Here is a 17,753-nt window from a genome sequence, read left to right on the forward strand (position 1 = left end):
TCTCTCCTCGCCGCGGCTCAGGCAGTGGTCAGGTCGGTCAGGTTGCGCACGATCGCCTGCTGGCCGAGGGGAATCTTGTAGGCGTTATGGGCATAGGCGGTGGCATGCGCGAAAGCGCGCTTGGCGGCATCGGCAAAGCGCTGCTCGCTCGCCGGCTGGCCCTTGAGCGCCGCCTCGACCTCCGGCACCCGCCACGGCTTGGTGCCGACGCCACCCAACGCCACCCGCGCTTCACCAATGGTGTCGCCGTCGAGCGTCACGATCACTGCGCTGGAGGCGAGCGCGAACTGATACGACTGGCGGTCGCGCAGCTTGAGATAAGCCGAGCGGCTGCCGGCGAGCGGCGCGTCGAGCACCACGTGGGTGATCAGCTCGCCGGGTGCCAGCGCATGTTCGCGCTGCGGCGTGTCGCCAGGCAGCAGATGGAAGTCGGCGAAGTCGATCTCGCGCCGGCCCTCCGGGCCCTCGACCTGCACCTTGGCGCCGATCGCCGCCATCGCCACGCACATGTCCGACGGATGCGCGGCGATGCAGCTGTCGCTGGTACCGAGCACCGCATGGACCGAGCGGTTGACGCCACCGATGGCGGCACAGCCGCTGCCCGGCTCGCGCTTGTTGCAGGCCGAGACGCCGTCGCGGAAATAGGGGCAGCGCACCCGCTGCATCAGGTTGCCGCCGGTGGTGGCCTTGTTGCGCAGCTGGGTCGAGGCGCCCGCCAGCAGCGCCTGAGACAGCACGGCGTAATCCGCGACGACACGCTGGTCGCGGGCCAGCGCGGTGTTGGTCACCATGGCGCCGATGCGCAGACGGCCGTCGTCCAGGCGCTCGATGCGGTCCAGCGCCACGCCGTTGATATCGACCAGCTTGCGCGGCTGCATCACGTCCAGCTTGACCAGATCGAGCAGCGTGGTGCCGCCGGCCAGAAAGGCCGCCTGGTCATCGCTGCCGTGTGCCGCGATCGCGGCCGCCGGGCTCTCCGCCCGGGCATAATCGAAGGCTCTCATGCCGGATCTCCTGCAAGCTTGCCACGCGCCGACTGGATCGCCGCGACGATGTTCTTGTAGGCGCCACAGCGGCAGATGTTGCCGCTCATCGCCTCGCGCACCTCGGCATCGCTGGTGCCGATCGCCGGGTCGTTGAGAATCGCCACCGCGCTCATCATCTGACCCGCGGTGCAGTAGCCACACTGGTAGGCATCGTGCTCGAGAAAGGCCTGCTGGATCGGGTGGCGCTGGCCGTTCTTCTCCAGCCCTTCGACCGTGGTGATCTCGTCGCCGTCGTGGCTGACCGCCAGGCTCAGGCAGGCGTTGATCGCGGTACCGTTGACCAGCAGCGTGCAGGCACCGCACTGGCCATGATCGCAGCCCTTCTTGGTGCCGGTGAGTCCCAGCCCGTGGCGCAGGGCGTCGAGCAGGATGACGTTGGGCGTCACGTCGAGCCGATGCGTCTGGCCGTTGACGCTCAGCGTGATGCGCTGCTTGCCCTCTGCAGGCGGGGCATCGGTCTGGGTCTGCGGCTGGTCCGGCGACCCGGCATAGCTGACCTGAGACAGCGCCGGTGCCGCCGCAATAGCGAGACCGGAGGCCCCCGCAGACTGCAGGAACCGCCGCCGCGCGGGAGAGCGAGGCTGGGTGTCGCCGCGGGGGTCGAAATGATCGACGCCCGGCGCGGTGCGCTCGTTGTCATCCATGTCTGAGATCCTCATCAAGGCTGTGCCGCTACCGGCATCTTTGTCTTTTCAGCGTGGCGTTCTGGATGGTCGTACCAACGTTTCTTGCCGCCACCGCCAGCCTGGCTTGACGCTGTCGGAGGCGACGGGGCTGCACCGGGCGTGTCAGGCACCGCAGCACAGCTGGTGTTGGTCGCATCGTCGGGAAAGCGGCAGGTAAAGGAGGCGTAGTGCTTCACTGAACTTAGGAAAAGTGCGGCAACAATGCCAAATCATTGGCGTAATTCGCGCGATTCGCGCAGAAATGGGCATCTTCCGCAGGCCCGCGACGCATCTGGCCTTTTGCTCGGGCCTGCCGTATGTTTTCGCCCAACTGCATCGTCACAGGGATCAGAGAGATGAGTGCTTCACTTCATGGTGTCCGTCTACTGGCGCTCGCCGTCGGCCTTTCCACCGCCGCCGCGGCCAACGCGGCCCAGCCGACCTGGGAAGGCAGCGTCGGCGCCGGGGCGATCTATGCCCCGGACTATCTGGGTAGCGACGACTACGAGTGGAACGCCTGGCCGTCGCTGGATGCGACCTACGGCGATACCTTCTTCGTCAGCGTGACCGACGGCATCGGCTGGAATCTGGTACGCGAGGGCAAGTGGCGGGTCGCGCCCTTCATCGGCTACACCTTCGGCCGCGACGACACCGGCGACATCCGCGCCCTGGATCAGGTCGACGGCGGCGCCACCGTCGGCCTGCGCGCCAGCTATCTCGACGACACCTGGCGCTACAGCGCCGCCGCCGAAACGCCGTTCACCGGTGACATCGACGGCTATCGGGTCAAGTTCGCGGCGACCCACGTCGCCCGCCTCGGCGAGCGCGCCGCCTTCATCGTCGGCCCGCGCTTCAGCTACACCAGCGCGGCCTGGACCGACGACCTGTTCGGCGTCTCGACGGGCGAAAGCGCGCGCTCGGGGATTCGTGCCTACGATCCGAACGATGGCTACTTCACCCTCGGCGCCGATGCCACTCTAAGCTACTACCTTACCCGCCAGTGGTCGATCACCGGCCTGGTCGGCGTGGCGCGCCTCACCGGCGACGCCGAGGACAGCCCGATCGTCGACGATCTCGGCGACGCCACCCAGTGGCGCGCGGGGGCTTTCATCAACTATCACTTCTAACGCCTAGCACGGGTGACAGAAAGTACTGGTGACAGAAAGCACGGGTGACACCGAGCACCGGTGACATCGCCAGGGGCGAGCCACGCCGCCCCATCGGCAAAAACGCCCGCCCCGGGGTAACCGGGGCGGGCGTTTTCGTCTTTCCAATGACAGCGCTGGGGTTAATGCCAAAAATCGGCGAGCGAAGTGCGTTCTCTTACCCAGCCTAACGGCGCTTCAACTCGGCACCGAACTCGAGCATCCGATTCAGCGGGATCAGCGCCTGGCGTGCGATCTCGGGGTCGACATGGATTTCCTGACCGCAGCCGTTGGCGTCTGCCAGCACCGCCAGGGTGTTCTCGAGACCGTTCATCGCCATCCACGGGCAGTTGGCGCAGCTTTTACAGGTGGCGCCATTACCCGCGGTGGGTGCGGCCATGAAGGTCTTGTCCGGCATCAGCTGCTGCATCTTGTAGAAGATGCCGCGATCGGTGGCAACGATGAAGCTGGGGTTGTCGAGCTTCTGAGCCGCGCTGATCAGCTGCGAGGTGGAGCCAACCACATCGGCGATCTCCACCACCGAGGCGGGTGATTCCGGGTGCACCAACACGGCGGCCTGCGGGTGCAGCGCCTTGAGATCGAGGATCCCCTTGGCCTTGAACTCATCATGGACGATGCACTCGCCCTCCCAGCAGAGCACGTCTGCCCCGGTTCGCTCGCGCACATAGTGGCCCAGATGACGATCCGGCGCCCACAGGATCTTTTCGCCCTGGCGGTCGAGGTGATCGATCAGCTCCACCGCGATCGACGAGGTCACTACCCAGTCGGCACGCGCCTTCACCGCCGCCGAAGTGTTGGCATAGACCACCACGGTGCGCTCCGGATGCTGATCGCAGAAGGCGGAGAAGGTATCCGCCGGACAGCCAATGTCCAGCGAGCAGGTCGCCTCCAGCGTAGGCATGAACACCCGCTTCTCGGGGCTCAGGATCTTGGCGGTCTCGCCCATGAAGCGCACCCCGGCAACGATTAGCGTGGTCGCCGGGTGATCCTTGCCGAAGCGCGCCATCTCCAGCGAGTCGGCGACGCAGCCACCGGTCGCTTCCGCCAGCGCCTGGATCTCGGGATCGGTGTAGTAGTGCGCGACCAGCACCGCGTTACGCGCCTTCAACTGCGCCGCGATACGCGCCCGATAGTGCGCCTTGGCCTCTTCGTCGAGCGCCGGCTGCGCCTGGCCCGCCAGATGCTCGCGAACGCGTTCCCGCTCCCGCTCCGCCATCGCTTCGTCTCCGTCAGTCCTGCAACCACTCGGTATGGAAGGTCCCTTCGCGATCGACACGCTTGTAGGTGTGAGCGCCGAAGAAGTCGCGCTGGGCCTGGATCAGATTGGCCGGCAGTTTCTCGCTGCGATAGCTGTCGTAGTAGGCGATCGCCGAGGAGAAGGTCGGCACCGGGATGCCATTCTGGACGGCATGAGCGATCACATCGCGCAGCGCCTGCTGGTAGTTGCCGGCGATTTCACCGAAGTACGGCGCCATCAGCAGGTTCTTGAGCTCGGGGTTCTCCTGATAGGCGTCGGTGATCTTCTGCAGGAAACGCGCGCGGATGATGCAGCCGGCGCGGAACAGCTTGGCCACCTCACCGTAGTTCAGGTCCCAGCCATGATCTTCGGAGGCGGCGCGCATCTGAGCGAAGCCCTGGGCGTAGGAGGCGATCTTGCTGAAGAAGAGCGCCTTTCGCACCTTCTCGATGAACTCGGCCTTGTCACCCTCGAAGGTCTTCTGCGCCGGGCCCTTGAGCACCTTGGACGCTGCGACACGCTCGTCCTTCAGCGCCGAGATGAAGCGCGCGAAGACCGACTCGGTGATCAGCGGCAGCGGCACGCCGAGATCCAGCGCGCTCTTGCTGGTCCACTTGCCGGTGCCCTTCTGCCCCGCCGAGTCGAGGATGATATCGACCACGTCGTGATCGCTCTGGTCATCCTGCTTGGTGAAGATCTTGGCGGTGATATCGATCAGGTAGCTGTCGAGTTCGCCTTCGTTCCACTCACTGAACACGTCGGCCAGCTCGGCATTGGAGAGCCCCAGCGAGCCCTTGAGGATCGCGTAGGCCTCGGCGATCAGCTGCATGTCGCCATATTCGATGCCGTTGTGAACCATCTTGACGTAGTGGCCGGCACCGTCCGGGCCGACATAGGCCACGCAGGGCTCGCCGTCGTCGGCACGCGCGGCGATCTTCTCGAGGATCGGCGCCACCATGTCGTAGGCTTCCTTCTGCCCCCCCGGCATGATCGACGGCCCTTTCAGCGCGCCCTCCTCGCCACCGGAGACGCCGGTGCCGATGAAGTTGAAGCCCGCTTCGGAAAGCTCCTTGTTGCGGCGGATGGTGTCCTCGAACGGGGTATTGCCGCCGTCGATCAGGATGTCACCCTGGTCGAGATGCGGCTTGAGCGACTCGATCGTCTTGTCGGTGGCATCGCCGGCCTTGACCATCAGCAGAATGCGCCGCGGGGTCTCCAGCGACGCCACGAACTCCTCGACGCTGTAGAACGGCTTGAGCTTGCTGTCGCCGTTCTCGGCCATCACCTCGTCGGTCTTCTCCGCCGAGCGATTGTAGATCGACACCGTATAGCCGCGACTCTCGATGTTGAGCGCCAGATTGCGCCCCATGACGGCCATGCCGACCACGCCGATTTGCTGTTTGGCCATGGAATTGATGCTCCTTGCAAAAATGAAGCCGCCACGCGGCGATGAACGTCACCCGCTGACGGATGCTCCCTATTGTAAGGCAGAGCGGGCGTTCCGCCGAATCGCCCGCTGCCCCGCCCGGCACCGCCGGCTGGAGACTAACCCGCCGGGGCTCAGTGCGCCTCGTCCCAGTTGGCGCCGCTATTGGCGTCGACGATCAGCGGCACCTTGAGTTCGGCGGCGCACTGCATACGCTGGCGCACCGCAGCGATGAAGTCGTCGCTCTGCGCCTCGGCGACCTCGAAGACCAGTTCGTCGTGCACCTGCATCACCATCCAGGCGTCGAATTCGGCCTGGCCCTTGGCCGGGTTGAGCCAGTGGTGCACGTCGATCATGGCGAGCTTGATGATGTCCGCCGCGGTGCCCTGCATCGGCGCGTTGATCGCGGTGCGTTCGGCGGCCTGGCGCCGGGCGTGATTCTGCGCCTTGATCTCCGGCAGGTAGAGCCGGCGCCCGAACACCGTCTCCACGAAGCCATCTTCCGCCGCCTGGGCGCGAATCCTGTCCATGAAGGTGGCGACGTTGGGGTAGCGATCGAAGTAGCGGTCGATATAGGTCTGCGCCTGACCGCGCTCGATGTGCAGCTGCTTGCCCAGGCCCCAGGCGCTCATGCCATAGATCAGCCCGAAGTTGATCGCCTTGGCACTGCGTCGCTGATCCACGGTGACCTTCTCCAGCGCCACGCCGAAGACCTCGGCGGCAGTGGCGGCGTGGATGTCCTGATCGTTGGCGAAGGCATCGAGCAGGCCCTTGTCATCGGAGAGGTGCGCCATGATGCGCAGCTCGATCTGCGAGTAGTCGGCGGCGACGATGCGGTAGCCGTCGCGGGCGACGAACGCCTGGCGGATCTTGCGCCCCTCTTCGGTGCGGATGGGGATGTTCTGCAGATTGGGGTCGGACGACGACAGACGCCCGGTGGCGGTGACCGCCTGGTGATAGCTGGTGTGCAGCCGCCCGGTAGCCGGGTTGACCAGCCGCGGCAGTTTGTCGGTGTAGGTCGACTTGAGCTTGGTCATGCCGCGGTGGGCCATGATCAGCTTGGGCAGCGGGTAGTCCAGTGCCAGTTCCTCGAGCACCGCTTCGGCGGTACTCGGTGCGCCCTTGGGCGTCTTCTTGATCACCGGGATCTTCTGTTCGTCGAACAGGATCTCGGCGAGCTGCTTGGGCGAGCCGAGGTTGAACTCCCGGCCCGCCAGTTCAAAGGCTTCGCTCTCGAGCTCGCGAATGCGGGTTTCCAGCGCCTGGCTCTGAGCATGCAGGCGCGCCGGGTCGAGGGCCACGCCGCCGCGCTCCATATGCGACAGCACCGGAATCAGCGGCCGCTCGATGCGATCGAGCACCTCGGCCAGGCGCCCTTCCGCTTCGAGCTTGGGCCGCAGCTCACGATGCAGGCGCAGGGTGATATCGACGTCCTCGCAGGCGTAGGGCACCGCCTCCTCGAGACCGATCTGATCGAAGGTGAGCTGCTTGGCACCCTTGCCGGCGATCTCTTCGAAGCTGATCGTCTTCTCTCCGAGGTACTTGAGCGCCAGCGAATCCATGTCGTGTCGCGTCGCGGTGGAGTTCAAGACGTAGGACTCGAGCATGGTGTCGATCAGCTCGCCGGCGACCCGGATGTCGTAGCGCGCCAGTACCGAGATGTCGTACTTGAGGTTCTGCCCGATCTTGGCAATGTCGGGGTTTTCGAGCAGCGGCTTGAGCGCCGCCAGCACTGCCTCGCGGTCGAGCTGGTCGGGGGCATCCAGATAGGTGTGGGCCACCGGAATGTAGGCCGCCTCGTGCGGCTCGAGCGCCAGCCCGATGCCGACGATGTCGGCCTCCATGTAGTTGAGGCTGGTGGTCTCGAGATCGAAGCAGAACGCCTCGCTTGCCGCCAGGCGCTCGACCCAGGCGTCGAACTCCGCCTGGGTGAGCAGGGTGTGATCCTCGCGCGAGGGGCTAGTTAGCGCCGGATCCTCGTCGACGCTGTCGCTCGCCACCGCACTGCCCGAGGCGACGTCGTCCACGCCCTCGTCCTTGCCGTCGAGCAGCTCGCCCAGCCAGTTCTTGAACTCGAGCCGGGTATACAGCGCCTTCAGGGCCTCGCGGTCGGGCTCGGCCAGGTGCAGCTCGTCGAGCCCCACCGGCAGCTCACAGTCGGTCTTGATCGTGGCCAGGCGATAGGAGAGAAAAGCCTGCTCGCGGTTGGCTTCGAGCTTCTTGGGCAGCGTCTTGGCACCGCGGAAATCGAGCGTGGTGACGCGCTCGAGATCGGCGTAGATGGTGTCGAGGCCGCCGCCCATGCCCTGGAGCAGGCCGAGCGCGGTCTTCTCGCCGACCCCGGGGACGCCGGGGATGTTGTCGACCTTGTCACCCATCAGCGCCAGATAGTCGATGATCAGTTCGGGCGGTATGCCGAACTTCGCCTCCACCCCGGCCACGTCGAGGGTTTCGTCCTTCATCGTGTTGACCAGGGTGATATGGGCGTTGACCAGTTGGGCCATGTCCTTATCGCCGGTGGAAATCACCGCATCGCGCCCGGATTCGGTAGCAAGCCGGGCCAGCGTGCCGATAACGTCGTCCGCCTCGACCCCCTCGATGCACAAAAGCGGCAGACCGAGCGCTCTGACACAGTCGTGCAGCGGCTCGACCTGGGGCCGCAGATCGTCCGGCATCGGCGGCCGGTGGGCCTTGTACTCGGCGTAGATCTCGTCGCGAAAGGTCTTGCCCTTGGCGTCGAACACCACCGCCATCGGGCTCAGCGGATACTGCTTGATCAGGCTCTTGAGCATCGCCAGCACCCCACGCACTGCACCGGTCGGCTGACCGTCGGAGGTCGACAGCGGCGGCAGGGCGTGAAAGGCGCGATAGAGATAGGAGGAACCGTCGACGAGGACGATGGGGGCATCTGCCATGAGCTGGGGCATCCGTGACTGGCTTTCGATGGTCTCATGATACGCAAGGCGCCGCTCGGCGTCAGGGCGCACCGCCGGCAATCGGGAATCCCCACCCGTGCCGGTGGTCGAAGCAGATGCGAAGAGCCGCGATCCAGCGCTAGACTGGGCCGCGCAGGCACCCGCTGCCGCCGGGAAGCACTTTCGCCGCCCGTGGTAGCCGCGCTATCGGAGGTCATTGCCATGCCCAAGACGACATTGCACACGCTGCTTCAGGCGCTGCGCCACCCGCTGCCGGGCGTGCTGCTGGCCGCTATGCTGGTCGCGACCACACTGGCTACGACCGCGCTGACACCCATGGCGCTGGCGCAGAACACGCCGACGCCCCAGGTCACCACCCACAGTGATGCCCAGCAGACGGTCTCGGAGTATCGGCTCAACGGCAAGCTCTACGCCATTCGTGTGGCACCCAAATCGGGGCAGGCCTACTTCCTCTACGACGCCGACGGCGACGGCAACTACCAGCGTCGCGATACCGATACCGTACCGGTGCCCGAGTGGGTGCAGCGCGAGTGAGGCTCGTAAGGCGTAGCGGCGACGCGCGCGTGGGCCGCCAACTGAATGAAGGCTACGATGCAAACGGTCGCAGCGACGCACGCGAGGTAGGAGCGCGCCGCCGCAACCGCTACAATGCGCGGTTTCCGCTCCCAGATCCGATATTGCCATGGCCGTATTCACTCCCCTCGACGATGCCCAGGTCGCTGACTTCCTCACGCGCTACACCGTCGGCGACTTTGTCGCGCTGAAAGGCGTCCCCCAGGGCACCGAGAACAGCACTTTCTTCGTGACCACCGACCAGGGTGAGTGGGTGCTGACGCTGTTCGAACAGGGCGAGTTTGAGGATCTGCCGTTCTTCGTCGATCTGCTCGACTATCTGGACGCCCAGGGCCTGCCGGTGCCGGGGCCGGTCCACGACCGCCAAGGGGTCGCCCTGCAGCGCCTCGCCGGCCGCCCGGCGCTGCTGTTTCCGCGTATGCCCGGCAGCCACCCCAGCGCCCCCAACCTGGCCCAGTGTGCCGCGCTCGGCGATGCGTTGGGGCGCATGCATCAGGTGTCGCAGCGCTTCACCGGCCAGCGCGACAATCCGCGCAACCTGGCCTGGCTGGAGCGCCGCCATCGCGAAGTGCTGCCCCATCTCGATAGCCGCGACCAAGCGCTGATGCGCGAAGAGATCACCGCCTACGCTGCGGCCTTCACCGATGCCGAGCTGCCGCGCGGCGCCATCCATGGCGACCTGTTCCGCGACAACACCCTCTACGACGGTGACCGCCTCGGCGGCATCATCGACTTCTACAACGGCTGCACCGGCGAGCTACTGTTCGATCTGGCGATTGTGATCAACGACTGGACCAGCGATGCCGCGGGCGAGATCGACCGCGCGCGTTACGACGCCATCCTCGGCGCCTATCTGGCTCACCGCCCGCTGAGCGCTGCCGAACGCGCGCTGTGGCCGCTGATGCTGCGCATGACCGCGCTGCGCTACTGGCTGTCGCGCCTGCTGGTGATCCACGTCGACCCGCCGGCGCACGACATCACCCCCCACGATCCGGCGCGCTTCCGCACCCTGCTGATGCGGCGGCTCGAGGGCGTAGTCCCGCCGCTGCCGGCGTGAGCGCCGGACGCGTTTTCGACTAGGCTAGTGTGGCGCCGTAACCGCGGCTCAGGCTGTGACGCGGCGCCGAATCCGCGCGGCCGCGCCGTGGCTTTTTTCCTGAAATTCATGGTTCCCGACACAGTGCAACGGCATAATGCGCGCCATCGTCGCCCGGCGCGCTAGCTGTCTTGTCGCCGGGATTTCACCGCCGGTCCACCGGAGAGCGTCATGCCGAATCCTTCTCCCGCCGCACAGGCCCGCCGCACCTACAATATCGATCAGTGGGGCAGTGGCTATTTCGACGTCGACGACCAGGGCCGCACGCTGGTCAGGCCGCTGGGCAGCGAAGTGCCCGGCCCCAGCATGGTGCTCGATACTCTGGTCGACAAGCTGCGCGACGCCGGCCTGCGCCTGCCAGTGCTGGTGCGCTTCATCGACATCCTGCACGACCGGGTCGAGCAGCTGTGCATGGCCTTCGATCAGGCGATGCAGGAAGAGCGCTACCAGGGCGGCTATACCGCGGTCTATCCGATCAAGGTCAACCAGCAGCGCCGCGTGGTCGAGGAGATCCTGGCCACCCAGGAGCGCGGTCACGGTCGAGTCGGTCTGGAAGCCGGCAGCAAGCCGGAGCTGATGGCGGTGCTGGCACTCTCCGGCGACGGCCCTTCGGTGATCATCTGCAACGGCTACAAGGATCGCGAATACATCCGCCTGGCGCTGATGGGCGAGAAGCTCGGCCACAAGGTCTACCTGGTGGTGGAGAAGTACTCCGAGCTGAGCCTGATCCTGGAGGAGGCGGAGAAGCTCCAGGTGCGGCCGCGTATCGGCGTGCGCGCGCGCCTCTCCTCGGTGGGCAAGGGCAAGTGGCAGGACACCGGCGGCGAGAAGTCGAAATTCGGTCTCACCGCGACCCAGATCCTGACCATCACCGAGCGCCTGCGCGACGCCGGTGCCCTCGCTAGCCTGCAACTGGTGCACTTCCACCTGGGCTCGCAGATCGCCAATATCCGCGACATCCAGCGCGGCCTGCGCGAGTGCGCGCGCTTCTATCACAGCCTGCGCGAACTCGGCGCGCCGATCGATACCGTCGACGTCGGCGGTGGGCTGGGCGTGGATTACGAAGGCACGCGTTCGCGCAGTTTCTGCTCGATCAACTACTCCATGCGCGAGTACGCCAGCAACGTGGTGTGGGCCTTCAGCCAGATCTGCAACACCCACGAGCTGCCGCATCCGCAGATCATCTCCGAGTCCGGACGCGCCCTGACCGCTCACCATGCGGTGCTGGTGACCAATGTCATCGGCGAAGAGCGCATGGGCCACATCGAACCGGAGCGCCGGGTCGGAGAGGACCCGCACGTCGACGAGCTGTGGCGGGTCTATGACCGGCTCGAAGGCATGCGCGAGCCGCGCGACCTAGTCGAGGCCTACCACGACGTGGTGCAGGCAGTGGGCGAGCTGCAGGATCGCTTCGTCATGGGGCTGGCCGATATCCAGGCCCGCGCCGAGGGCGAGTCGGTCTACTTCGCGGCCTGCCAGCGCCTGCGCGACCGGCTCGACGGCCGCAACCGCGCCCATCGCGACATCGCCGACGAGCTGGCCGAGAAGCTCGCCGACAAGCTGTTCGTCAACTTCTCGCTGTTCCAGTCGCTGCCGGACGTCTGGGGTATCGACCAGGTCTTCCCGGTGCTGCCGCTGACCGGACTCGACCACACGCCGACCCGGCGCGGCGTGATCCAGGACATCACCTGCGACTCCGACGGGCGGATAGATCTCTACGTCGACGGCCAGGGGCTCGAGAGCACGCTGCCGCTACCCGAATGGGACGATGACGACGACAAGCTGCTGGGGCTGTTCCTGGTCGGCGCCTATCAGGAGATCCTGGGCGATCTGCACAATCTGTTCGGCGATACCGACTCGGTCGACGTGGCGCTGGATGACAACGGCGAGTGGCGCCTCTCCCACGTGCAGCAGGGCGATACCGTGGCCGCGGTGCTGGGCTACGTCAACTTCGACGCCGAGGCGCTCAAGCAGCAGCTCACCGAGCAGTTGATCGCCAGCCCGCTGAGCGTCGAGGAACGCGAGCAGTTCGTCGAAGAACTCTCCGCCGGCCTGAGCGGCTACACCTATCTGGAGTGAGACGCCGACCCAGTCTCATGACAGATGCAAAAAACCGCGACGAGATCGCGGTTTTTTGTGCCCGGCAGTCTGCCGTGCCCGGCGGCTCTTGCGTCTGGCGTCAGTGCCCCGGCACCGGCAGACGCCTCAGCGGGTACGCGTGCCGATATCCAGCCCCAGCGACAGCGACAGGCCGAGCACCGCTTCCCGCGGCAGCTTGCCGACGCCGGCCGGGGTGCCGGTCAGCACCACATCGCCGGGTTCGAGGGTGAAGGTGCGGGTCATCTCTTCGAGCAGCGCGGGGACCGTGAACAGCATGTCGCTAAGCTTGCCGCTCTGCTGGCGCTGGCCGTTGATATCCAGATGGAAAGAGACACTGGCCCAATCGGTATCGGCATCCACCGGCACGAAGCGCGACAGCGGACAGGCACCATCGAACGCCTTGGCGCGCTCCCACGGGTGGCCTTTCTCCTTGAGCGCCGACTGCACGTCGCGCAGGGTGAGGTCCAGCGCCAGGCCGGCCCCGGCGATGCCGGCGAGCGCTTCCGCCGCACTCGCCGCGCTCAGACGCTCGCCGATCAGCAGCGCCAGTTCGGTCTCGAAGTGCACCTCACCATGGGTGAACTGCTGGGCGATCGGCGATTCGAGTTCCACCGCGCTGGTCGCCGGCTTCATGAACAGCAGCGGTGAACTGGGAACCGGGTTGTTGAGCTCGGCGGCGTGCTCGGCGTAATTGCGCCCCACGCACAGAATCTTGCCCAGTGGATACCCAGTTTCGCTGCCGTCGACGAAGCGCGTGGTGAAAGCCATGCTCTACTCCCCTGCCAGTGGTGGAACCGCAAGAAGTGCGCCGAAGGCAATACGAAAAACCGCCGTCGACGCAGACTCGACGAGTCTAGCCTCAACGGCGGTCGATGGCATCACGCCTGGCGGCGAGCCTGGCTCTCTATACTATCTATCGAAAAGCAGAACCGGGCAGCGGCGCACTATCGAAGAGCAGAGCCAGGCCGCGGCGCGTCGTCAGTGGGTCACGCCCTGGGGTGTCCACACCTCATCCGGCGCATGGGCCAGAAACGCCGGACGCGGCTGCTTGGCCCCGAACGGGCGCACGCAGGCGTTGTCGCGACGGTTGAAGACGAAGAAGGCGTTGCTGCGCGGGTCCGGCGACATATTGGCGTTGGAGCCATGCAGGGTGTTGCAGTCGAACAGCAGCAGCCCGCCGGCAGCGCCGGTCGGCGCCTGAATGCCATTGGCTTCGATCAGCTCGCGCAGGGCGTTCTGGCTCGGCACGCCGAACTCCTGCTGCTTGAGCGAGCGCTTGTGGTTGTCGTCCGGCGTCTCACCCAGGCAGTGCACGAACACCTTGTGCGAGCCCGGCACCAGCATCAACGGGCCGTTGAAGTGATGATTGTCGGTGAGCACGATCGAGGCGCTGACGGCGTGCATCTCGGGCATGCCGTCCTCGGCGTGCCAGGTCTCGAAGTCCGAGTGCCAGTTGAAGCCCTTGCCGTGAAAGCCAGGCTTGTAGTTGATCCGCGACTGATGCACGTAGACGTCGCCGCCCACGATCTGACGTGCTCGCCCGGTCAGGCGCGGGTCCGCCGCCAGCTGCGCGAAGCGCTGCGACAGAAAATGCACAGCGAACAGTGAGCGGATCTCCTGGCTGTCCGGCTCGGTAATGGCAAAGTCGCGGTCGCGAAAATCATCCCGCGCCAGCAGCGCGGCGAGCTCCTCGCACAGCGCAGCGACTTCGTCGTGGCCCAGGAAGTTGGGCTCGAACAGGAAGCCATCGCGCTCGAAGGCGTCCAGTTGGGTGGCGTCGAGTGGCCCGTCCAGATGGCGGCCCTTGATGACTGCTTCCTGACGCTCACGCCAGAGCGCTTCCTGCGACCGGCGCAAACGTGTCGGATAGCGATCCTGCTTCGTCCACGTGTCCTGCTTACGGGGGGATGCGGTCTGTACTGACATCCAATCACCTCCAAGTTTGTGATCAGGTTTCAGATCCAGTCCTCGGCAGTCGTGCCGATAGGTGGGTCGAGTGGAATTTCCTCATCTGACATCAAAAGGAACTCAAGCCTAGAAAAGTCGGCCAGAATTGCAACCGCCTGCCCGGGTCAGCCCCGGGCCGCTATCGGCGCTGCGCTTCTGCGACCGTTCCGGCCAGGCCACCGTGGCAGGCCCGCCCTGGGCCCGCGATAACGTAAAGCAAGAAAATGTCAGCTGGGTGCCCCGCGATCTGACGCAGGAACCGATAGATGGGGGCGGGGTCGTGCTCGACGTCATCAAGCTTTCATCCGGGGCAGCCACACTCCGCCCTGCCGTTTTCCGGGGGAGGTCAGCCATGATCTGCGTCACACTCGATATGCAGTGCTCGCTGTGCGGCAGCGACCGTTTCCACCTGCCGACGCAGCCCGGGGAGAGCCCCCATGTGCGCTGCGCCAACTGTACCGCCGTGAAGTGCCAGACGCTGGCGCTGGAGTCGACCTTGATGGCGTCTCGCCGCGAACAGACGCCGCCGCGTCATCGCGCAGCATGACAAATCTTTCAGCGTGCCAATGAGCCGACTATCAGCACACGCCCGCGGCACGACTGACGACCTGGCTGCCCACGGCGCCAGCGAGTTGTTACGGCACCGAATCACTCGACGACGGCGCCGCTTCGCGCTCGGGTGACTTCCCCCTCTCCCCGACGGGGCTGCCGTGCCCGGAAGCGCTCTCCCTTGACATCTCCCCAGCCCCGAGATCGCGATAGGGTCGCATCGGCCGCGGCGTAGGCTGGCCATAGAAGACATGAAAGGGCTCCGCGATCAGCGTTTCGGGAGGACGCGGCACGTCTCCAAAGCGGCAGCGGAATTCGGCACAATCACCGGCCAGCGCGGCTGCACTCTGTCCCACACAGCCGAGCACCAAGAGAACGGCAAGCGTCTTCATCCCACCTCCTGATTCGCGTTCATCGCCCACCTAGACGCGAGCGAGTATAGGCTCGTCGGCTCCCTCACGAAGGACGATAAACCTGCGACTCGGCGGCCGATCTCCCTCCCATACCGCCCCGCCACGAGCGGATTTTTCGCCTAGAAGCGGCAAGACCTACTGATTACAAGACAACGCCACTATTGATAGAAAACAAAGGCTTATCTTCTCCCCGACTACGCATGTCCCGTCGCTGCCGCGCGCTGGCGCGAAGAGTATGGGGGAAGTGTTCATCATCTTTCCCGCCCGCCTGGCGCGCTGTTCCCGTGCTCTGGTTCCCGCTCGTGATCGCGCTCCGCCCACCGCGTGGCACGCTGCTTTCGCTTGACTGGGTTGTCGCCGGGCGGTGGACGTTCGCGCTGGATTGAGGCCGGCGGGCGGGCGTCGCACTCTCGGGGGATCGTGAGGTGCCGGGGTGCCCGCGCCGCTCATCGGCACGGGCCCCGGGCGAGTCGAGTGCCAAGCCGGGAGTACGCATGCCGCGAACCGTGTCGAGTCTTCAGGGCGATACCGTCGATCGCCTGTGTCAGCGCCATTATGGGCGTACCGATCTGGTGGTGCAGGTGCTGACGCACAACCCCGGGCTGTGCGCGCTGGGCCCGCGGCTGCCGAGCGCCACGCCGGTGGTGCTGCCGGATATCGCTTCGCCGTCACCCACGCCGCGGGTGATCGAGCTGTGGCGCTGAGCCCGGCCCGATCAGCGCTTCTTTCATCCCGTCGCGGGCCGGTGTGAGCGTCATACCGGCCCGCGTCGACGCAGGAATCGGCATGGCCCATCAGTCGAATATCACCACCGAGGCAATCAAGACCACGCCGCCTGCGCTCGTCTCGCTGCTGCATGCCGGCGGCATGACGCCGTCGGATTGGGTCACGGTGCTGACCCTGGCCTATCTGGCGCTGCAGATCGGGCTGATCGTGCCCAAGTATCTCGGCAATCTGCGCGAGTGGTGGGCGCGTATCCGGCGGAGGCGTTCATGAACCACTGGAAACGCTGGCTCGGCGGCGCGGGCATCGGCGGCGCCTGCGGCCTGGCACTGTCGCTCTCGATCAATGTGGTCAAGCACTACGAAGGCACCGAGCTGCAGGCGTATCCCGACCCTGTCGGCATCCCGACGATCTGCACCGGCCACACCGGGCCGACGGTCGCGCTGAACCAGACCCGAACCACCCAGGAGTGCGAGGCGCTGCTGGCCGGCGACCTGGGCGCGGCGTTCGCGGCCATCGACCGCAACGTCGCCCCGGCGATCAACGCCACGCTGCCGCCAACCCGCCGGGCGGCGCTGGCCTCGTTCATCTTCAACGTCGGCGAGGGGGCGTTTCGCGACTCGACCCTGCTGGCCAGGCTGAACGCAGGCGACACGCGCGCCGCCTGCGATCAGCTTGCGCGCTGGGTCTATGCCGGTGGCCGCAAGCTGCCGGGGCTGGTCGAGCGCCGTGCGGCGGAGCGCGAGCTGTGCCTGGCGGGGCTGGAGTGACGGCGCGCACGCTCGTCATGCTCACCGTCCTGGCGATCGCCGCAGGCACAGGCTGGTTCAGCCGCGGCTGGTTCGAGGATGCCCAGCGTCTCACCGCCCTTGAAGCCGCCCAGGCGGCGACCGATCGGGCGCTGTCGCGGGAGTCCGTCATCGCCGGGGTGGTGGAAGCGCGGCTCTCGACCCTGGACGCCAATCAACGGGTCATCGACCGCGGAGTGATTCGTGAAATTCAGAAACCGATTTACCGCCGCGTCTGCCTTGAGCCTGACGCTGTGCGCCTGCTCAACGACGCCGCCGCCGGCCGCGCTCCCGATCCAGCAGACGCTGCTGACCCGCTGCCCGACGACGCTGCCGCCGTTGAGTGACGGCAGCGGCGCCAGCGTGGTGCTGACGCTGCGCGACTGGGCGGCGCAGTACCACGCCTGCGCGATTCGACATAACGGACTGGTGACCACCCTGGAGGAGACCCGACATGCAACTGCTGAACGCCCTGATTGAACATCTGCGGCGCACCGTGCCGGCGCTGCAGGAGATGCCGAACCGGCTCTCGGCGCAGGTGGACGAGGGGCGCATCCGGTTCGCCCCGGGGGCCTCGCTCTCCCACGGCTATGCGGTGACCGCTGAGCTGACGCTGCACGCCTATGACGATACCCTGGACGCGGTGATGCTGCCGCTGCTGGCGTGGCTGTCGCGCTATCAGCCCGAGCTAGGGCCGGAACCGGGCCTGCGCTTTGCCTGGGCCTTCGCCGGCGAGACGCCCGCCGACCTGCGCCTGTGGGTGCCGCTCGAGGAGCGCGTGGTGGCGCGCCACGACTGCGCCAGCGGCGAGATCATCCTCGACCATCGCCAACCCGCCTTCGCGCAAGAGACCTGCCCCGCCGAGCACTGGCAGCTGCTGCTGCGCGACGACAGCGCGGGTGACGAGGGGTATCGGTTGGTGGCCGAGTGGGATGGCCCACTGGCCTAGGCAATGTCTGACGCCCAGCCCCGTGGGCGATAAAAAGCCTAACGCCCGGCTCCGGGGGCGATAAAAAGCCTAACGCCCGGCTCCGGGGGCGATAAAAAGCCTGACGCTCGGATTCGGGGGCGATAGACAGCCCCCACGT

General features: G+C 66.2%; 18 protein-coding genes. 11 read left to right on the forward strand and 7 right to left on the reverse strand.

The features are described 5' to 3' along the window. Positions 1-17: 17 nt before the first annotated feature. Both J0A90_RS16185 and J0A90_RS16190 read right to left on the reverse strand, forming a co-directional pair. The gene (locus tag J0A90_RS16185; protein ID WP_207034407.1) at positions 18-1,004 is read right to left on the reverse strand and encodes a xanthine dehydrogenase family protein subunit M; all 987 of its coding nucleotides are present in this window, start codon (positions 1,002-1,004) and stop codon (positions 18-20) included. After that, positions 1,001-1,690, reverse strand: a complete 690-nt coding sequence (locus J0A90_RS16190; RefSeq protein WP_233076870.1) for a (2Fe-2S)-binding protein — start codon at positions 1,688-1,690, stop codon at positions 1,001-1,003. Before J0A90_RS16190 ends, J0A90_RS16185 begins: the two co-directional genes overlap by 4 nt. A 377-nt stretch (positions 1,691-2,067) precedes the next feature. Here J0A90_RS16190 and J0A90_RS16195 point away from each other — a divergent pair, with 377 nt between their 5' ends. After that, positions 2,068-2,838: a MipA/OmpV family protein gene (locus J0A90_RS16195; protein ID WP_207034410.1), complete on the forward strand. Its 771-nt coding sequence runs from the start codon at positions 2,068-2,070 to the stop codon at positions 2,836-2,838. A gap of 205 nt (positions 2,839-3,043) precedes the next feature. Here the strand turns inward: J0A90_RS16195 and nadA are convergent, their stop codons facing one another. The 3 genes from nadA to polA form a co-directional block, all read right to left on the reverse strand. After that, on the reverse strand, positions 3,044-4,093 hold the full coding sequence (nadA, locus tag J0A90_RS16200; protein ID WP_207034413.1) for a quinolinate synthase NadA: 1,050 nt from the start codon (positions 4,091-4,093) through the stop codon (positions 3,044-3,046). A 13-nt stretch (positions 4,094-4,106) separates the two neighbouring features. After that, a complete protein-coding gene (gndA, locus tag J0A90_RS16205) occupies positions 4,107-5,522 on the reverse strand; it encodes an NADP-dependent phosphogluconate dehydrogenase (protein WP_207034416.1) in 1,416 nt (471 codons plus the stop codon). 152 nt (positions 5,523-5,674) lie between these two features. Further along, positions 5,675-8,455, reverse strand: a complete 2,781-nt coding sequence (gene polA, locus J0A90_RS16210) for a DNA polymerase I (protein ID WP_207034420.1) — start codon at positions 8,453-8,455, stop codon at positions 5,675-5,677. Between the two features lie 222 nt (positions 8,456-8,677). Between polA and J0A90_RS16215 the strand changes: the two genes are divergently transcribed. The 3 genes from J0A90_RS16215 (at position 8,678) to speA (ending at position 12,224) form a co-directional block, all read left to right on the forward strand. Next, positions 8,678-9,010 carry a DUF2782 domain-containing protein gene (locus tag J0A90_RS16215; RefSeq protein ID WP_207034423.1) on the forward strand — a complete coding sequence of 111 codons (333 nt, stop codon included), beginning with the start codon at positions 8,678-8,680 and terminating at the stop codon, positions 9,008-9,010. Between the two features lie 148 nt (positions 9,011-9,158). After that, positions 9,159-10,106 (forward strand): homoserine kinase, encoded by a 948-nt coding sequence (locus J0A90_RS16220; protein ID WP_207034426.1) that lies wholly within the window; start codon positions 9,159-9,161, stop codon positions 10,104-10,106. 210 nt (positions 10,107-10,316) lie between these two features. Beyond that, positions 10,317-12,224, forward strand: coding sequence for a biosynthetic arginine decarboxylase (speA, locus tag J0A90_RS16225; RefSeq protein ID WP_035472623.1), 1,908 nt, complete (start codon positions 10,317-10,319; stop codon positions 12,222-12,224). 126 nt (positions 12,225-12,350) lie between these two features. Here the strand turns inward: speA and J0A90_RS16230 are convergent, their stop codons facing one another. After that, positions 12,351-13,013 (reverse strand): fumarylacetoacetate hydrolase family protein, encoded by a 663-nt coding sequence (locus J0A90_RS16230; protein WP_207034429.1) that lies wholly within the window; start codon positions 13,011-13,013, stop codon positions 12,351-12,353. A 210-nt stretch (positions 13,014-13,223) separates the two neighbouring features. After that, positions 13,224-14,171, reverse strand: coding sequence for an ectoine hydroxylase (thpD, locus tag J0A90_RS16235; RefSeq protein ID WP_207034432.1), 948 nt, complete (start codon positions 14,169-14,171; stop codon positions 13,224-13,226). Between the two features lie 373 nt (positions 14,172-14,544). On the opposite strand from thpD, the gene J0A90_RS16240 reads away from it, so the two are divergent. The 7 genes from J0A90_RS16240 (at position 14,545) to J0A90_RS16270 (ending at position 17,614) form a co-directional block, all read left to right on the forward strand. Continuing rightward, entirely contained in the window at positions 14,545-14,739 is a 195-nt protein-coding gene (locus J0A90_RS16240; RefSeq protein ID WP_035472617.1) for a hypothetical protein, read from the forward strand. A gap of 909 nt (positions 14,740-15,648) precedes the next feature. Next, the gene (locus J0A90_RS16245) at positions 15,649-15,858 is read left to right on the forward strand and encodes a tail protein X (protein ID WP_207034434.1); all 210 of its coding nucleotides are present in this window, start codon (positions 15,649-15,651) and stop codon (positions 15,856-15,858) included. An 82-nt stretch (positions 15,859-15,940) separates the two neighbouring features. Beyond that, complete coding sequence (locus tag J0A90_RS16250) at positions 15,941-16,150, forward strand: hypothetical protein (RefSeq protein ID WP_035474355.1); 210 nt, start codon at positions 15,941-15,943, stop codon at positions 16,148-16,150. Continuing rightward, positions 16,147-16,647 carry a lysozyme gene (locus J0A90_RS16255; protein WP_207034437.1) on the forward strand — a complete coding sequence of 167 codons (501 nt, stop codon included), beginning with the start codon at positions 16,147-16,149 and terminating at the stop codon, positions 16,645-16,647. Before J0A90_RS16250 ends, J0A90_RS16255 begins: the two co-directional genes overlap by 4 nt. Positions 16,648-16,664: 17 nt before the next feature. Beyond that, positions 16,665-17,012: a hypothetical protein gene (locus J0A90_RS16260; RefSeq protein WP_207034440.1), complete on the forward strand. Its 348-nt coding sequence runs from the start codon at positions 16,665-16,667 to the stop codon at positions 17,010-17,012. Then, the gene (locus J0A90_RS16265; protein ID WP_207034444.1) at positions 17,005-17,145 is read left to right on the forward strand and encodes a hypothetical protein; all 141 of its coding nucleotides are present in this window, start codon (positions 17,005-17,007) and stop codon (positions 17,143-17,145) included. Before J0A90_RS16260 ends, J0A90_RS16265 begins: the two co-directional genes overlap by 8 nt. Further along, a complete protein-coding gene (locus J0A90_RS16270; protein WP_207034448.1) occupies positions 17,120-17,614 on the forward strand; it encodes a phage tail protein in 495 nt (164 codons plus the stop codon). The genes J0A90_RS16265 and J0A90_RS16270 overlap by 26 nt, the downstream gene beginning before the upstream one ends. Positions 17,615-17,753: the final 139 nt, after the last annotated feature.

The organism is Salinicola sp. DM10, assembly GCF_017306975.2.
GTDB lineage: Bacteria > Pseudomonadota > Gammaproteobacteria > Pseudomonadales > Halomonadaceae > Salinicola.

What these genes read in the sequence shown, in the direction of transcription:
- J0A90_RS16185 (WP_207034407.1), bottom strand. Translation starts at nt 1,004, where the DNA reads ATGAGAGCCTTCGATTATGCCCGGGCGGAGAGCCCGGCGGCCGCGATC.
- J0A90_RS16190 (WP_233076870.1), bottom strand. Translation starts at nt 1,690, where the DNA reads ATGGATGACAACGAGCGCACCGCGCCGGGCGTCGATCATTTCGACCCC.
- J0A90_RS16195 (WP_207034410.1), top strand. Translation starts at nt 2,068, where the DNA reads ATGAGTGCTTCACTTCATGGTGTCCGTCTACTGGCGCTCGCCGTCGGC.
- nadA (WP_207034413.1), bottom strand. Translation starts at nt 4,093, where the DNA reads ATGGCGGAGCGGGAGCGGGAACGCGTTCGCGAGCATCTGGCGGGCCAG.
- gndA (WP_207034416.1), bottom strand. Translation starts at nt 5,522, where the DNA reads ATGGCCAAACAGCAAATCGGCGTGGTCGGCATGGCCGTCATGGGGCGC.
- polA (WP_207034420.1), bottom strand. Translation starts at nt 8,455, where the DNA reads ATGGCAGATGCCCCCATCGTCCTCGTCGACGGTTCCTCCTATCTCTAT.
- J0A90_RS16215 (WP_207034423.1), top strand. Translation starts at nt 8,678, where the DNA reads ATGCCCAAGACGACATTGCACACGCTGCTTCAGGCGCTGCGCCACCCG.
- J0A90_RS16220 (WP_207034426.1), top strand. Translation starts at nt 9,159, where the DNA reads ATGGCCGTATTCACTCCCCTCGACGATGCCCAGGTCGCTGACTTCCTC.
- speA (WP_035472623.1), top strand. Translation starts at nt 10,317, where the DNA reads ATGCCGAATCCTTCTCCCGCCGCACAGGCCCGCCGCACCTACAATATC.
- J0A90_RS16230 (WP_207034429.1), bottom strand. Translation starts at nt 13,013, where the DNA reads ATGGCTTTCACCACGCGCTTCGTCGACGGCAGCGAAACTGGGTATCCA.
- thpD (WP_207034432.1), bottom strand. Translation starts at nt 14,171, where the DNA reads ATGTCAGTACAGACCGCATCCCCCCGTAAGCAGGACACGTGGACGAAG.
- J0A90_RS16240 (WP_035472617.1), top strand. Translation starts at nt 14,545, where the DNA reads ATGATCTGCGTCACACTCGATATGCAGTGCTCGCTGTGCGGCAGCGAC.
- J0A90_RS16245 (WP_207034434.1), top strand. Translation starts at nt 15,649, where the DNA reads ATGCCGCGAACCGTGTCGAGTCTTCAGGGCGATACCGTCGATCGCCTG.
- J0A90_RS16250 (WP_035474355.1), top strand. Translation starts at nt 15,941, where the DNA reads ATGGCCCATCAGTCGAATATCACCACCGAGGCAATCAAGACCACGCCG.
- J0A90_RS16255 (WP_207034437.1), top strand. Translation starts at nt 16,147, where the DNA reads ATGAACCACTGGAAACGCTGGCTCGGCGGCGCGGGCATCGGCGGCGCC.
- J0A90_RS16260 (WP_207034440.1), top strand. Translation starts at nt 16,665, where the DNA reads ATGCTCACCGTCCTGGCGATCGCCGCAGGCACAGGCTGGTTCAGCCGC.
- J0A90_RS16270 (WP_207034448.1), top strand. Translation starts at nt 17,120, where the DNA reads ATGCAACTGCTGAACGCCCTGATTGAACATCTGCGGCGCACCGTGCCG.